The following is a 15,873-nucleotide window of genomic DNA, read 5'->3' as shown; positions in this document are numbered from 1 at the left end:
CCCGCCGCAATTCCTGACGCACCCTGCGTCAAGAGGAGGAGGCGGAACATCACATCAGCCCACCCGGGCATGTTCGCACCGTAATTAAACCCTGCGCAGATAACTGCCTGGCTTTCGCCTGTCCGCAGCCCTGCGTGCTCGTCTCTGCTCCACATTAAGGACTTTCAATGAGCCTCAACGCCCGCGACTTTACCCAGGGCGGTCAGGTGATGAAATACATGATCGGCATGTTTGTGCAGATCATGAACATCGCCTCCTACTGGGTCGTGCTGTTTTCCGCTCTGGTTTTTTTCAGCTGGATGCTGCTGCGCCTCACGCTGCAGGAGTTCGTTCACGGCAGCGCCTACTGGCTAATCCACTGGTTCATCATGCCGCTGGCAAAGCTCACCGGCAAACACTCACAGGCGGGCTGGACCTTCCACTTTGAGCGGCCAAATGGCGAGGTGGTGGCGTTCAAGCACACCGCGCTGCAGGTGATGAACGACCCGTACTTTGTGCTGATGGGGCAGCACGTCAAGGACACCGCTTTTTACGGCTGGGGCATCTCAGCGTTCAGCTTTGTCGCCGCCATCATGGTCATCACCTGGTTTCTGGGCAGCAAAGGGGCTAAGCAGCGCGAGAGCGAACTCACCGGCGGCCGCGTGCTGGCAACCAGCTATAAGGTCGTTAACCGGCTGCTTAAGAGCGCTGGTGTGATGTCGCCGCTCAGCATCTGTGGGCTGCACATCCTGAAAGACTCTGAGATGCAGAATTTTGGCTTCCACGGCACAGTGGGGTCGGGCAAGAGCACCGCGCTGAACGATCTGCTGACGCAGCTGCGGGCGCGCGGCGACCGCGTCATTATTTATGACAAAGGTAACAACTTTATCCCGACGTTCTTCCGTCAGGACAAAGACCTCATCCTCAACCCGTTTGACGCCCGGTGTGCGCCGTGGGACCTGTGGGAAGAGTGCCAGACCATCGGAGATTTCGAGAACTTTGCGACCTCGCTGCTTCCCGACAGCAGCGGCAGCAGCGACCCGTTCTGGGTGCTCTCCGCCCGCTCTCTGTTTGTGGCCACCGCCCGGCGTATGGCACGTGAAAAAGAGCGCAGCATAGGGGAGCTGCTGAAAAAGCTGATGTCCATCAGCCTGGCGGACCTGCGCCAGTTTCTGGAGGGCACAGACGCGGCAAATCTCGTAGACGGCAGCATTGAAAAGACCGCGATGACTATTCGCACCATTCTCACCACCTACGTGCGATCGCTGCGCTATCTACAGGGGCTCGACCAGAGCGGCCGCCGCCCGTTTAACATTCGCGACTGGATCCATACCGAAGACGCGAGCGGTGATAATCCGTGGATTTTTATCTCCAGCGATGGCCAGAACCACAACGCGCTTAAGCCGCTGCTGAGCGCGTGGATCTACATGACCATGTCTGGGATCCTCGGCCTGAAAGCCGACCGTAACCGCCGCATCTGGATTTTCCTCGACGAGCTGCCGTCACTGCACAAGCTGCCCATCCTGCCTGAGTTCTGCGCCGAGGGGCGTAAGTTCGGCGGCTGCACCGTCGCGGGCCTGCAGAACTTCCCTCAAATGGAGGAAACCTACGGTACCAACGCCGCCAAATCCATCTGGGACCTGCTTAACACCCGTGTGTTCTACCGCGCGCCCAGCGGGTCGATTGCGGACTGGGTGCAGAAGGAAATCGGTGAGAAGCGGCATAAGAAGTTCAAGGATCAGTACAGCTACGGCATCGACATCATCCGCGACGGCGTGCAGTTCTCCAAGGATGAGATCAACGAGTTCCTGGTCAGCTATTCCGACGTGCAGAGCCTGAACGATCTGGAGTGTTACATCACCCTGCCGGGCGAATGGCCGGTGGTGCGCATGAAGCTGCCCTGGAAGCCTTACCGCGCAATCGCAGAAGGCCGCATTCCGCGCGACGTTGAAGACGTGTTTGACCCGGTCATTGAGGCAACGCTCTCCGGCGAAACCAGCGACAACAAGACGGGCCAGATTGTGGGGCGGTTATTTGGTGAGGCCGCTTCAGGCTCTGAGGCACAGGGAAGCGGGGATGCCCCGGATGCAGCAGAGAGCAGGCCAGATGCGACCCCATCAGCAACCTCACCTGCAGCTGAAACCGCAACGCCTGCTTCAGCGAAAACAGACGCTCAGTCAGCTCAGGAAGAAGCTGGCGGTCGTGTTACCGCGCTCCCACCCCCTGTACCTGATTCCACACCGTCAGCCGCACCGGAAAGCCCTGCGCCAGCTTCGGCCGCGCCATCCGAAAGCGAGAGGCCACTTCAGGTTATGGACGTGGTGAAACATAAATCCGCAGATTTTGGCCTGGACCGTAACTGAGGTGACCCATGCTGTCTGTTTCAACCATCAAAAGCGCCGGTAAAGCCGGTGCCTACTATACCAACGAAGATAACTATTACTTCCTCGGCGAGCAGTCCACCGAGTGGTACGGCACGGGTGCTGAAAATCTGGGCCTTGAAGGGCCGGTCAACCGCGATACCTTTGTGGCGGTGCTAGAAGGACAGCTGCCGGACGGCACCGACATGCGCCGCATGGAAGGCGGCGTGAACAAACACCGTCCCGGCTATGACCTGACCTTTTCAGCGCCCAAAAGCGCCTCGGTGCTGGCGCTGGTGACCGGCGACAGCTTCCTCGTGGACGCGCACAAGGAGGCGGTACGTCGCACGCTGGATGAGGTGGAAAAGCTCGCGACCACGCGCACCATGACCGACGGCATCACCGAAATGGAGAAAACCGGCAACCTGGTGATTGCGACCTTCATGCACGACACCAGCCGCAATCTGGAGCCCCAGATGCACACGCACGCGGTTGTGGCCAACGCCACGCTCTCGCAAAACGGCTGGAAAACGCTGTCCACCGATATCACCGGCAAGCAGGGTTTTACGGACGTGGTGTGGAATGAGCAGGTCAGCATCGGGGCGCTGTATCGGGGGCATTTCCGTTCCATCATCGAACCGGCGGGCTACCAGACCGAAGACACCGGTCCGCGCGGGGAGTGGGACATCACCGGCGTGCCGGTAAAACACTTTTCTTCACGCCGTCAGGACATCATCGATCTCGTGGGGGAAGACGCTACGACGAAGCAGAAAAGCATGGCCGCGCTGGATTCCAGGCAGGCCAAGCATTTTGAAGATCCGGAGATTCTGCGTGAGCACTGGCAGTCGGTGCTGAAGGACACCGGCTTTGACGTTGATACGTTCAGAGAGAAGCTGGAGGAGCGCCGCCAGCAGCGTGAAGCTGAAAGCGTCAGACAGGAAAAAAAGGCAGCCACGCCGCCGGTGCTGGAGGGCGCGGTGCGTGAGGCCATCGAGCGCCTGTCGTCTAAAAGCGTGCGCGTAACCTACGACGACGTGATGACCAGCGTGCTCAATCACGTTCCCGTTGCCCCGGGCGTCTACGGGCAGGCGCGCAGCGCCATTGATAACGCCATCGGACGTGGTCAGCTGATTGCCGTGGACAAGAACCAGACGCTGTTCACCACCGCCGCTCACGTCCGGGATGAGGCGCGTCTGGCGCAGCTGGCCGGTGGAATGGCGGAAAAGCAGGGCGGACTGACGGTGCCGGAGGGCGAGCGGGGCGTGCTGGCGCAGGTGGCCGACGCCGATCGCGCGGTGTCTATGATTGACGTGCGCGGCGGCACGCAGTTTATCAGCGAGCTCAACCGCAGCATCATGGCGATGGCCAGCGAGAGCAAACGTCCGCTGATAGTGGTTGCCGCCGACGGGGCCGCGCGAAAGCGCCAGGTGGCGACCTTTGGAGATAAGCCCGACGTACGGCTTATGACGGCGGAGGAGATGCAGACCGCTGAGCTGCCGGTGCGCCCGCTGGTGCTGGTGGCGGAGGCCGAACGCTTTAACACTTCCGGCCTGCACGATGTGCTGAAGAAGGCGGCACAGATCGATGGCACGACGCTGGTGACCGATACCCACGCGCGGCGCACGGCGGGCTTTGCGTCGGAAGTGCTGGGCGCGGCGGGCGTAAAGCAGTTTACCGCCTCACCGAAGACCGAAAACGTGCGTGTGACGATGGTACAGAAGGATACGGTTGAAGACCGGCTCAGCGTGGCGGCGCGCTACTACTCCCAGGAAAGGGCGCAGGGGCGGCCGGTGTCGCTGCAGGCGGGGAATGCGCGCACGCGCGACCAGCTCACGGCCCGCACCCGTGAGGTCCTGACCGATGACGGGCTGCTCGGACGGATGCTGGGCGAGGTCACAGTCCGGGTGCCGGTATGGCTGGACGCGACCCGCCGCAACGATCGCAGCGTTTACCGCGCGGGTATGGTGCTGGAGCTTCACGAGGGGCAGGGCCAGAAAACGGTGTTCACCATTACCGGCGTCAGCGAGCGCCACAACCTGCTGACCCTGAAAGACGACAAGGGTCAGACGCAGGGCGTGAGCATCAGCAGTATCGACAGCCATTACCGGCTGTTTCGGGAGAAAAAGCTGGAGTTGCGCGAGGGTGAACAGCTGCGCGCCACGGCCGATCTCGGCAGCCGTGCCGGCAGCGGAGAGCGCCTGACCGTTACCGGCGTTAAGGAGGGACGCTGGCTGTTTAAGGACGTCATCACCATGGAGAACGCAAAGGGCGAGCGGGTGAAACTCGACCGACACGCGCCGCTCTACGCTGACCACGCCTACGCCGAGTCTTTTGGCGCCACCCGTCGCACCGGGGGCAGCGTGGTGGCGGTACTGGCGGGCAAAGAGGTCAACGACGCGACCGTGAACATGCTGCGCCGAAGCGGCTCGGATGTCATTGCCTTCACCCCACTGGACGAGACCACCATCAACCGCCGCCTGGAGGAAAACCGCCCGGTGGTCAGCGTGACGCAGGGCATCAAGTCGCTCGCGGATGACAGTGACCTTACCGGTGCGCTTCGCGAGCTGGCTTCACGGAAGATGTCGCAGGCGGAGCGCGCTATGCGGCTGGCCATTGAGACCGCCACCGGCACCGACGTGACGTTCACGGGCATCCGGGCGCTGGCCGGGGTGATTAATGTCGACCGAAGCATCACACCCGCGCGTGCGGGAGAAGAGCTGTCGCGCCTGGTGCAGCGCGGAGAGATTTTTGCGCTCAGCTCAGAACAGGGTGCTGCCGGCAGGTACATCTCGCGAGAGAACTTTGAGAACGAGGTGTCGATTCTGCGCCACGTTGTGGAAGGCAAAAACAGCGTGGAACCCCTGTTGAAAGGCGGCCTGAACGATGAGAAAGCTGCCGGGCTTACGGGCGGGCAGCGCGAGGCGGGCAACCTCATCCTGACGACCCGCGATCGCTTTACCGCCATTCAGGGCTATGCCGGCGTGGGGAAAACCACGCAGTTCCGCACCGTAGCGGCCGCGCTCTCCGCCGCAGAAAACGGCCCGGACATTCGCGGGCTGGCGCCCACGCACCGCGCCGTCAGCGAGCTGTCCGGCGCGGGTATCCCGGCACAGACCATCGCGAGCTTCCTCAGTGAAAGCAGCCAGTGGCAGGCCGCCGGCCAGGCGCGTGACTTTCGCAACACCGTATTCGTCATCGACGAATCCTCCATGAACGGCAATGCCCAGATGGCCTCCCTGATGAACGTGATCGCCGAAGGCGGTGGCCGGGCGGTGCTGAGCGGCGACCGGGACCAGCTGAAGTCGCTGGAGTCCGGCGCGCCGTTTGCGCTAGCCCTGGAGCGCAGCGCGGCCGATGTCGCGGTGATGAAGGAAATCGTGCGTCAGATCCCCGCGCTTAAGCCCGCCGTGGAGGCGGTTATTGCCGGGAACGTACGCGAGGCGGTGCGCATCATGGCAGATACGAGCCCCCTCGGCGTGCCGCGTCAGGACAGTGCCTGGGTGCCGGAGAGCAGCACCATCGATGGCAACAGCCTGGCACGGGAAGCCGGGGGGCCAGGTGGTGTCGGCGGGGAACCCGAAAAACCAGTTCTCATCGGGATGATTGCGGATGACTACGCAGGCCGGACGCCGGAGGCGCGCGACCATACGCTGATAGTGGCGGAGCTCAACGCCGACCGCGAGGCTATTAACAGCGCGGTGCATGACCGGCTACAGACGCAAGGCGCGCTGGGTGACAGCGTCACGGTGCCCCTGCTCGTGCGCGTGAACAACAGCAACGCGGATCTGGGCCGCCAGGCGTTCTGGGAAGCGCAGGTGGATAACGTGATGCGCCGGGGCGAGCAGTATTTCCGGGTGGGAGAAACGGATAAGGAGAGCGGCGTGGTGCGCATGGCCGGGCTTGATGGCACGCCAGACCGCTGGATCAGACCCGCGGAGCTGCGCAAGGAAGACGTGGCGGTCTTTAAGGAGATCACGCGGGACATCAGCCCGGGCGAGAGGATCCGCCTGACGGCAACGGATCGTGACCGCAACGTACGTGCCAGCGACATGGCAGTGGTGTCAGGCATTACGGAGGAGGGAACCATTCTGCTCAACACCGGTGACCGACAGCTGTCATTCAATCCCACCGCGCACTATGCCGACCGCCACATGGACTACGGCTATGCCGTCACCACTTACAGCTCGCAGGGCGCGTCGGTTAAGTACCTCATTGGCCTGTTTGGCGAAGAGGGTGCCAGAGGGCGGATGGCGGCGCTGGACAGCACCTATGTACAGCTTTCCAGGGCAAAGGAGCACGTGCAGACCTATTTTGACAACCTCTCCGGCTGGGCAACGAAGGTGGAGAGTAAAAGCGGGCGGCGCCAGACGGTGCACGACGTGCTGATGCGCGCAGAGGACGTGCGCGCGGACCGTGAGATGCAAGTGTGGGACAAAAGCCTGCCGGTGTCCGGCACGCGCCTGGCGGACCGTGTCGACCGGGACCTGACGGCCGACGCGCGCTTTATGGCCGGTAAGACCCCGGAGATGCTCTGGCCGGTGATCAATGAGCACGGCCGCCAGCGCGGAAACCTCCACGTTCCGGTATCGCCCTCAGGCGGGGAGGTGGATTTTTCAGGCGCCCACTATGAAGGGGCAGCGGACGGTCACCGCATCGTGCTGCAGCGCGGCGAAAAGCACGGAAAGGTGCTTGAAGCGACAGATTTAGCGGCAGCGCTGCAGCTGATGAAGGACAACCCGGGAAGCCCGGTTGTGCTCTCTGCTGACTACAGTGAACGCCCGGACAGCAGCCGCGCCGCTTCATCGGCAACATCAGCGGCATCCGGGGGCGAAGAGTTGGATCGTCGAGAAGCCGAGGCGCTGGAGAAAGCAGTTAAGGCTGCCCTGGACCAGGAGGAGAAAGAGCCGGAGCCGGCTGTGCAGGATGAAGCCCGTGAGGCATTAGAGGACAAAGACAGCGAACGCGAAGCCGCGCTGGCTGCGGCGCTGGCGGAACTGCAGGAAGAGGAGGCATTCGACTACCGCGACTACGATCTGTCGCCGGAGCGGGACGACCGCGCAATGATGAACGACGAAGTCAACGTGATGCGCCATGAGCGCAGCGAGCCTGAGCCGGAGTTTGGCCAGAAATCCCAGAAAACGATGGAGTGAACGCTATGACTGTAATGCTTGGCGCCGCTACGGCGATCGTGGTCCTGATGATGCTGTTCGCCTGGCTGCCGGAAATTTGCGAGCCAGGTCTGCTGCTGCGCCGGTGGAGCCGTGGCAGCAACGGGGACTGTTCCACGGGAATTCGTCAGGCCGTGGATGACGTCATCACTGGGTTTGTAGCGGAACACAACTTGCCAGAAGTGGATGCGTCGCGCCTGCGGGAGATGAAGTCGCGCCCTGGCATGATGCCGGTCACGCTGCTACTGCATCCACAACTGGTGAAGCGGGAAAACTGGCGATTCGTGCGCGGGCGAAACCTGACGGCCGTCATGGCGGCCACTGGAGTAAGCGCGCTGATCCTGCCGCCGTTAGCGGGTATGGCCCTGCATGACGTTAGCCTGAGCCTGCTGCCGCTTCTGAACGTCGCCGTGTTTTTTACCGGCGTGCAGTTGGTCAGGCAGACCTACTCGGATCTGAGCCTTTTAAACGTGCTGGTGACAGTAAAACCTGACTGAATTAACGGCCTGCCGCCCTGCGGTTGACCGGTCCCTCGCGTCCAGGATTATTAATCCGGCACGCTCACGACCCCCGGAGAAATCCATGAGAATTTTTGTTCTGCCGCTGTTTCTGAGCGGTCTGATAACGTTTGTGCCAGCAGGGGAGGCTTATGCCGCGTCCGGCGTCAGCGCGGGATTTTCCCCTGAGGGCGGCGCTGGAGCGCTGGTTCTCGGGATCATAGATCGCGCGAAGTCTGACATCCGTCTCGCCGGGTACAGCTTCACCTCCCCTGAAGTCGCCGCGGCGCTGATAAGAGCCAGAATGCGCGGCGTTGATGTGCGCGTAGTGCTCGATGAGAAAGCGAATCAGAACCGCAGCAGCCGGGCGGCGATAAATTTGCTTACTGCGCGTGATATTCCGGTTCGTCTGAACGGCCGGTACGCCGCGATGCATGACAAGTTTATCGTTGCAGACGGGCGGACGGTGGAAACCGGCAGCTATAACTACACCCGAGCAGCTGCCCGGCGTAACAGCGAAAATGCGCTGCTCATTGAAAACATGCCGGAACTGGCCAGCCGCTACCTGCAGCACTGGCAGTCCCGCTGGGATGAAGGTACCACTTACCAACTTCCATACTGATCCGCATTACTCACTTTTCATAGTTACAGATGAGCCTTTCGCCAGTGGCTTTTCTGTCAGCGTAAATTAGGCATATTACTGATTTGGCTTATGCTATTCTGCGGAAAGTCTTATTTTGCAGCAGGGTACGAGCATGAGCGCCCGCGATTCAGTAACATCATCCACCGCTAAGAAAAACTCGCGCGATCGGAAAAATCCAGCTTCCGATAAAGAACGCACGCAAGCTTATCAGGCAAGAATGCGTGAGACGCATAAAGTGCTCAGAGTCTACCTTGAGAACGAGGTAAAAGATGCTCTCGTTGGTCTTTGTCAGGATGAGGGTATTTCACAGTCTGAACTCCTTGAGCGGCTCATTCGTGAAGAACTCGTGCGTAAAAGAGGTACGTGAATCATTCACGTTATTGCTCAAAGCATGAGTGGGTGATAGATTACGGAAAGTTGAGAATTGATGGCTGGCCACGCCGTAAGATGGCAGGGAATCTGAGGCGGCAGGGCCAAATCAGAAAAGAAAAACCCCGATAATCTTTCTTGTTTGGCGACGCGACAAGATTACCGGGGCTTCCATACAACTGCACAGGACTATTGCCCTGTGCGGGGAGTATAGTTTTATGCCCGGAAAAAGACAATTCAATCTGAGCGTACTCCTCCCGAGCAATATAAGCGTCCGGGGACATGGATAAGCAGGGACTTCTCACCACATATTCACGACCCGATAATCGCCATCGCGGCGATCACTCCACCGCCTGCAAATGCTCTAATCCAGAGTGGTTTGCGCCAAAAGGCTATAAGCGTCTCCCCGGGCAGATGGGGCATGCCATGAGCCGGCTTGTCATAAAAGACAAGTCCACAGGCAAAATGACGCTGCGTCAGCGTATATCACGTCACCCGTATTTTGTTCAGCTGCGCGATGCAGCAGGGCGTAAACGTGATTTTCGCCCGGAAAAGCAGGCGTTGTATGACGCGATGTGGCCGCTGTGTGTTCAGCGTGCGGATATGGCCACGTCCGTAGTGACATTTAATGGCAGCAAACTGGCTGACGAACTGAGCCCGAAAGATGAAAAGGGCAACATCATACCGGAAAGCCGTGTTGAGCCCTGCCGGCTTTCACGCCTGTTTGAAGAGTGGGAGCGCTACGGCCTCATAGAGCGACCGGATCTGGAAATGGACCCGGCAACAGGCTACTGCATGCCACGCCATATCGTTCTGACCGATCGGTTCTGGGAGCTTTGCGGCATCGACATGGATAAATTCCTTGCCGAGCGTAATGAACGCCTGGCTGCCGAAGCCGACGGCATCATAGAGCCGGGAACGCATATCAGCGTTCGCGCTGCGCGCCGGCGCTGGTATGAACACATGCGTATGGCCACACTTGTCAGCCGAAGGGAAAAAGCATCAAAGCAAAAGCGACGCAAGAGACTGAGCAAGCTTCCTCTGGATGACCGGCGCAACGCGATGGCCAAGCTGCTACGCGCACGCCCGGCTCATGCATGGCGCGATCTTTCACCTCATGACTTTGACCGCCTGGTGTGGAAGTGTCTGCGCCAGCTGGAGCTGGGACTCGATTACGAGCCCGCGCTGCCCGACATACCTGACGTCGTTCACTGATATCATCCTGCTGTTTTAACCGCCTTGACTGGCGGTGGCGGCGATCGTGGCGGACACAGAATGCACACAACAACGCCGGTGTTTGCTTCCCCTGAAACAGGAAAAGTGGCCACAGACCGTGCGCCACCTTTTTTAACCACAGTTATCCGCAATCAGTATCCCGCTTTTACGGGCAAGTACATTCTCCGTTACGCGCAAGACAGTCCTGACTTACGTCAGAAAGAAATAATCAAAGTAATAAAGAAGGTTTTCATGCATGGCGCCGGCGTGGACATATATACATCCAATAATTACAGCGAAACGGAAACCCCAACCCTAAAGGTAGCTCCCACCGGCAGGCGGTGGGCAATAAAATGTTAGTTACAACACACAATATTATTCCTGTTAACCCCTGCACCGAGCCGGACCTGAAACCCCGCGCCCCTCTCTGCCCGGACCCGAGCCGTACCTGCACCCCGGTTGCCCTCACTGATCAGCCGCCGCCGCCCGGCCCAAAGGGCCGGTAAGTCGTTTAAGGCTTCTATATGAATGCTGTAACTACTGGGTTCTTCATTGCTGAAAGTGTTGCCGCGGGTTCTTTCTTTCGTCTGCGACCATCTTGCTCACGTGCGCCTGAAAGGCTGCTGCTTAAACAGCGGTCAGACAGGGAGACGTCAGGACAGGAGTTGAATCACGTTCTGAATCATCCGAGGCTGGCTGAAGGCGGCGTATTCATTCTGCATCAAATAACATTCAGATGAGGCGCCTCTGCTCCATTGAGTGAAAGAGTCAAATGGATGGCCGCATTTCTTTCCGGGCCGACGACGTGGCGGGAATAAGATAAACACTCCCACTCTGAGAGAAAAGTTTACCGGCAAGGTAAACAACCCGGATTATCAGTGACCCAGCCAGCTCCGGGCTGTATGTATAGCGCCATTAGCCTTGTTCGCCTTTTCTGACATTGAAAAAAGTCATAAGTGAACCAGGATTAAGTCATCAACAGAGGAGTCTGTACATGCCCTACAAATCCCGAAGTGCTCTTCCCGACAGTGTTACGCATGTCCTTCCTGCCCATGCGCAGGATATTTACCTGGCGGCTTTTAACAGTGCATGGGATGAGTATGAAAATAAGAACGACCGCCAGGGGGACAGTACCCGGGAGGAGGTTTCACATAAGGTTGCCTGGGCCGCGGTTAAGCATGGTTATAAAAAAGGCAGCGACAGCAAATGGCATAAAAAGAAATCCTGATCGCATTGCCCGATTCAGCCCAAAGCGTTGCTACACCTGCTACGCAGCCGTATTTTCTGGCGTGCTGTGAAGAAAAGTGCCTTCATCGTTTCATGCCTCATAAAATCGTTTAGTCAGCGAGCATTGATTCATCATGATGCTTTTGCGACTGGCAGACCGCCATAAAAGCACATGAGGGCACTTTTCCTTTATTGATGTCATATGGAGCCTTAAGGGCACTGTCCTTCATTAAGCTCTCTCCCATCTTATGCAATTGCCCTGCCTCAATATCTGATGCACGTAGCAGGGAGAACATTCACCCACGTCAGTTTTCACAATCAACTGAATAAGCCAGCACGGTGGAATTCATCACGGGCCCACCTTTCTCGCTGCGCTTATCGCCCCTGTTTTGCATGATTGCTGATTTTCATCTGCATAACGGCACCGTCTGGCTTGTGTTTTAAGCTATCGCAACCAGACTTGATGGGTTAACCGAGCCACAAACGCATAGCGTTTTCACAGCAAGGAGAGACAGATGGGTAAGAAAATAGCGGTCCTTATTACCGATGAATTCGAGGACTCAGAATTCACCTCACCCGCTGATGCCTATGCTAAAGCAGGGCACGAGGTGGTGACCATTGAGATGCAAGCGGGGAAAACGGTTAAAGGTAAGCAAGGTAAAGCGGTAGTCAAAATCGACAGGGATATTGATCACGTCAGCCCTGCAGAGTTTGACGCACTACTTTTACCTGGCGGCCACTCACCTGACTCACTGCGCGGTGACGATCGTTTTGTAAATTTCACCAAAGAGTTTGTCGCCAGCGGGAAACCTGTATTCGCCATTTGTCATGGGCCTCAGTTGCTTATCAGTGCCAACGGCGTGCGCGGACGCAAGATGACCTGCGTGAAAGCGATCGCCATTGATCTGCGTAATGCCGGGGCGGACTTTTATGATAAAGACGTCGTTGTGGATGACGATAAACTGGTCACCAGCCGTACGCCGGAGGACCTGCCTGCGTTTAACCGGGAAGCGCTGCGAATTCTCAATGAGGGATGAGTTTTATATGTCCTGGACCGACGGCCGCCAGACATGGCGGCTCCTCCTTACCCTGTATAGGGACAATTTCGGTATCTCCCGCGCGTATAAGGCTTGTATAGTTTCTCACTTCAGCATTTTTCAAGCACGTAGCCTGTTATGGCACCCTCAATGACTTCATCTTCGGTAAACATGCCCCCAAATGGCTGACCCATTGCCGCCATTTTTCCCATCGCGTCCCTGAGACTTGGGTAGGAAATATCATGCCTCTCTAGGGTCCATTAACGAATATTTTGCTGCTGGAGAGTCTCCTCGATGAGCTCCTCAATGCGGGCATTCTAATAAACGGAACTGATTCCGGGTGGATGTAACCGGCGTTCGGCGTTTCTTCCGCTCACGCCGACCGGAGCCGCGTCAGTTCGTTAATGCTATACAATGCCGCTTTCTAGACCACGTCTTCACTGCTTCCTAAAAACCATTTCTGATAAGTGGCGGTTGACGGTCTTCAGCTTTAGCAAAATACAATATGACTGCGGGACTGCTAAACTTTCTACCTGGAAGCAGACAGGGGATTATTCCAATCCCGTAACCGAAAACGTTAAGGATACTATGTCACAGCCCGTTCCGATTCTGACACCCGGCGATCAGGTGGTCATTTACGACGGCGTTTGTAAACTGTGCAATGCTTGGGTCCGTTTTTTACTGTCTCATCGCCTGCCCCCGTTCGTCAGGTTCGCCCCGGTTCAGAGCCGGGAGGGGAGAGTATTGCTGGAGCATATTGGTATGTCAGCAGACAGCATCCATACCATTGTCCTTTTCAATGGGCAGCAATACTGGATACGCTCTGAGGCCATCTTCCGCATTATGCGCTTTCTGCCATGGCCCTGGCGGCTTCTGGCATTACTGCGCTTTCTGCCCCTGGCGGTCACCGACTCGCTCTACAATTCAGTTGCCCGTAACCGTTATCGCATATTTGGTCGTTACGATACCCTGCGTTCCCTGGAGTCTGACCATCCCGACCGCTTTTTAAACCAGTGAACATTTCTGCCGATGCTCCGCCAGCCAGCATCAAGCTGGCGGAGTAGGGCTCAGTGGAGCTCGGGAAGCCCTTCCAGCAGCTTATCCAGCGTAACCGGGTAATCCCGGACACGGACGCCGGTGGCATTATAGATGGCATTGACGATCGCGGCGCTGACCCCACACAGGCCCAGCTCACCCACACCCTTCGCTTTCATGGGTGAGGAAACCGGATCGTCATCATCAAGAAAAATGACCTCCTGCTCCGGTATATCCGCATGCACCGAGACTTCATAACCGGCCATATCGTGGTTAACAAAAAAGCCCTGCTTTTCGTCCACGGCAAGCTCTTCCATCAGTGCGGCCCCCAGTCCCATTGTCATGGCGCCAATCACCTGACTGCGCGCTGTTTTGGGGTTCAGAATGCGCCCGGCCGCACAGACCGCCAGCATCCGCCTTACGCGCACTTCTCCTGTGAAGCTGTCTACCGCCACTTCAACAAAGTGTCCTGCAAACGTTGACTGCTGGAATCGCTGGTCAAGGTCACCAAATTCAATGCTGTCCTCTGCGGTAAGCGGACCGCCGGCGGCTGCCGCGGCCAGTGCGGCGCGGCGATCTCCCTGTATGACCTGCCCGTCTGAGAACACCACGTTATCGCCTTCAAACCCCAGCCTGTCAGCCACGTCTGCGCGAAGTTTCACACAGGCAGCATAGACACCGGCCGTTGAGGTGTTTGCGCCCCACTGGCCGCCAGATCCTGCGGATACCGGAAAATCCGAGTCACCCAGCCTGACCGTGACCTGCGCAAGGCTGACACCCATCATCTCTGCTGCCGTCTGAGCAAGGATGGTGTAGCTGCCGGTGCCGATGTCCGTCATGTCAGTCTCAACCGTCACATGCCCGGTTTCATCCAGATGGACGCGCGCTCCGGAGGTCGCCACCATGTTATTACGAAAGCCGGTGGCCATCCCCATGCCCAACAGCCACCGGCCCTCACGCACCTGCGCAGGCTGAGGCGTCCTCTTATGCCATCCGAACCGTTCAGCGCCTATATTCAGGCATTCCACCAGCTGACGGCGGGAAAAGAAGCGTTCCGGGTGAGCCGGGTCAACCTGCGTATCGTTACGTATGCGAAAAGCGATGGGATCCATTCCCGTTTTTTCCGCCATTTCATCTATGGCAATTTCCAGCGCCATCAGTCCGGGGGCCTCTCCCGGGGCGCGCATCGCATTACCTTCAGGTAAATCAAGCTGGGTCAGGCGCAGTCCCGTATGACGGTTGGCACCGGTATATAGCAGCTCCGACTGCTGGACGGCGGTTTCGGGGGTACCGCCGGGAAGATTACCGGACCAGCTGTCGTGTGACAGGGCAGTAATGAGGCCGCTGCTGTCAGCGCCGATCCGGATGTGCTGAACGGTGGCAGGCCGGTGCGTAGTGTTGTTCGGGATGACGGGTCTGGGCAGCATGACCTTTACCGGTCGGGACGTCGCACGCGCGCCCAGTGCCGCCAGCAGCGCGTCGCTGCGCAGAAAGAGCTTGCCCCCGAATCCGCCGCCGATATAGGGAGACACAATTCGAATCTTCTCAATCGGCATGTTGAGCGTTTCTGCGAGATCGGTACGACACCAGTCAATCATCTGATTGGAAGTCCACAGCGTGAGCCTGTCATCTTCCCAGACAGCCATAGAGGCATGAGGCTCCATGGCCATGTGGCTCTGGTCGGGCGTTGTATACACGGTGTCAATCGTCACGCTTGCCTCAGCGTAAGCCTGGTCAAAGTCGCCAATGTTTTTGTCAGGCTCATCCTGCATTGCCGTATCGACGCTCTCTTTCTCAGCGGCCAGGCTGTAGTGGCCCGGCGCCGCCTGGTAATCCACTTTCACGCTGTAAGCCGCCTCGCGTGCCTGTTCAAAGGTTTCCGCGATGACTACGGCGATGGCTTGGTGGTAGTGCTCAATTTTGTCAACCGCCAGCAGCGTTGCCGCATTTCGATCCGCTTTGCCCAGCGCTTCAACATCGAGTCCGGTAATGACGGCAAGTACGCCTGGCGCGTTACGGGCCGATTCAATTCTGATGGCGGTTATCGTGCCTTTCGCGATCGGTGCAGCAACAATAAAACCATAAGCCAGGCCAGGGACGTTTTCATGCCACTCATAGGCGTATGTTGCGCTGCCCGTCGTTTTAAGTGGCCCGTCAACGCGGTCAAGCGGCTGCCCGACATACCGGAGGTTATCTATGGGGTTCGTTCCCGCAGGTGTCTCAAACTTCATGATTCAGTCCCCTTGCTTCCGCCAGTACCGAAGCCAGCGTGCGTTTCGCCAACACCAGTTTGAAGCGGTTATCTTCAGTGGGCAGGGCAGCGCTGAAGAGCCGATCGAATAC

General features: G+C 58.3%; 10 protein-coding genes and 1 pseudogene. 9 read left to right on the top strand and 2 right to left on the bottom strand.

Annotated elements, in window-relative coordinates:
- Positions 1-167: 167 nt before the first annotated feature.
- From traD to H7A81_RS11605, 9 genes are all read left to right on the top strand, one after another.
- Positions 168-2,342 carry a type IV conjugative transfer system coupling protein TraD gene (traD, locus tag H7A81_RS11645; protein ID WP_182057563.1) on the top strand — a complete coding sequence of 725 codons (2,175 nt, stop codon included), beginning with the start codon at positions 168-170 and terminating at the stop codon, positions 2,340-2,342.
- A gap of 8 nt (positions 2,343-2,350) precedes the next feature.
- Positions 2,351-7,489: a conjugative transfer relaxase/helicase TraI gene (traI, locus tag H7A81_RS11640; RefSeq protein ID WP_182057562.1), complete on the top strand. Its 5,139-nt coding sequence runs from the start codon at positions 2,351-2,353 to the stop codon at positions 7,487-7,489.
- Between the two features lie 5 nt (positions 7,490-7,494).
- A complete protein-coding gene (locus tag H7A81_RS11635; protein ID WP_182057561.1) occupies positions 7,495-8,004 on the top strand; it encodes a hypothetical protein in 510 nt (169 codons plus the stop codon).
- Positions 8,005-8,089: 85 nt separating this feature from the next.
- Positions 8,090-8,626 carry a phospholipase D family protein gene (locus H7A81_RS11630; RefSeq protein ID WP_182057560.1) on the top strand — a complete coding sequence of 179 codons (537 nt, stop codon included), beginning with the start codon at positions 8,090-8,092 and terminating at the stop codon, positions 8,624-8,626.
- Positions 8,627-8,759: 133 nt separating this feature from the next.
- Positions 8,760-9,014, top strand: coding sequence for a RepB family protein (locus H7A81_RS11625; protein WP_182057559.1), 255 nt, complete (start codon positions 8,760-8,762; stop codon positions 9,012-9,014).
- A gap of 284 nt (positions 9,015-9,298) precedes the next feature.
- On the top strand, positions 9,299-10,231 hold the full coding sequence (gene repA / locus H7A81_RS11620; protein ID WP_182057558.1) for a plasmid replication initiator RepA: 933 nt from the start codon (positions 9,299-9,301) through the stop codon (positions 10,229-10,231).
- Positions 10,232-11,225: 994 nt separating this feature from the next.
- Positions 11,226-11,459: a putative cation transport regulator ChaB gene (gene chaB, locus H7A81_RS11615; RefSeq protein WP_182057557.1), complete on the top strand. Its 234-nt coding sequence runs from the start codon at positions 11,226-11,228 to the stop codon at positions 11,457-11,459.
- Between the two features lie 514 nt (positions 11,460-11,973).
- On the top strand, positions 11,974-12,495 hold the full coding sequence (locus tag H7A81_RS11610) for a type 1 glutamine amidotransferase domain-containing protein (RefSeq protein ID WP_182057556.1): 522 nt from the start codon (positions 11,974-11,976) through the stop codon (positions 12,493-12,495).
- A gap of 588 nt (positions 12,496-13,083) precedes the next feature.
- Entirely contained in the window at positions 13,084-13,512 is a 429-nt protein-coding gene (locus H7A81_RS11605; protein ID WP_182057555.1) for a thiol-disulfide oxidoreductase DCC family protein, read from the top strand.
- A gap of 50 nt (positions 13,513-13,562) precedes the next feature.
- Here the strand turns inward: H7A81_RS11605 and paoC are convergent, their stop codons facing one another.
- Together paoC and H7A81_RS11595 are read right to left on the bottom strand one after the other, a co-directional pair.
- Positions 13,563-15,761 carry an aldehyde oxidoreductase molybdenum-binding subunit PaoC gene (paoC, locus tag H7A81_RS11600; protein WP_182057554.1) on the bottom strand — a complete coding sequence of 733 codons (2,199 nt, stop codon included), beginning with the start codon at positions 15,759-15,761 and terminating at the stop codon, positions 13,563-13,565.
- Positions 15,751-15,873 (bottom strand): annotated as a pseudogene (locus H7A81_RS11595) (xanthine dehydrogenase family protein subunit M); the annotation flags it as partial. The gene paoC and the pseudogene H7A81_RS11595, both read right to left, overlap by 11 nt.

It is taken from the genome of Pantoea sp. ME81 (genome assembly GCF_903970985.1).
GTDB lineage: Bacteria > Pseudomonadota > Gammaproteobacteria > Enterobacterales > Enterobacteriaceae > Pantoea > Pantoea communis.
Note: the sequence above shows the minus strand (reverse complement) of the source record. Positions and strands in the feature narration are given on the sequence as shown.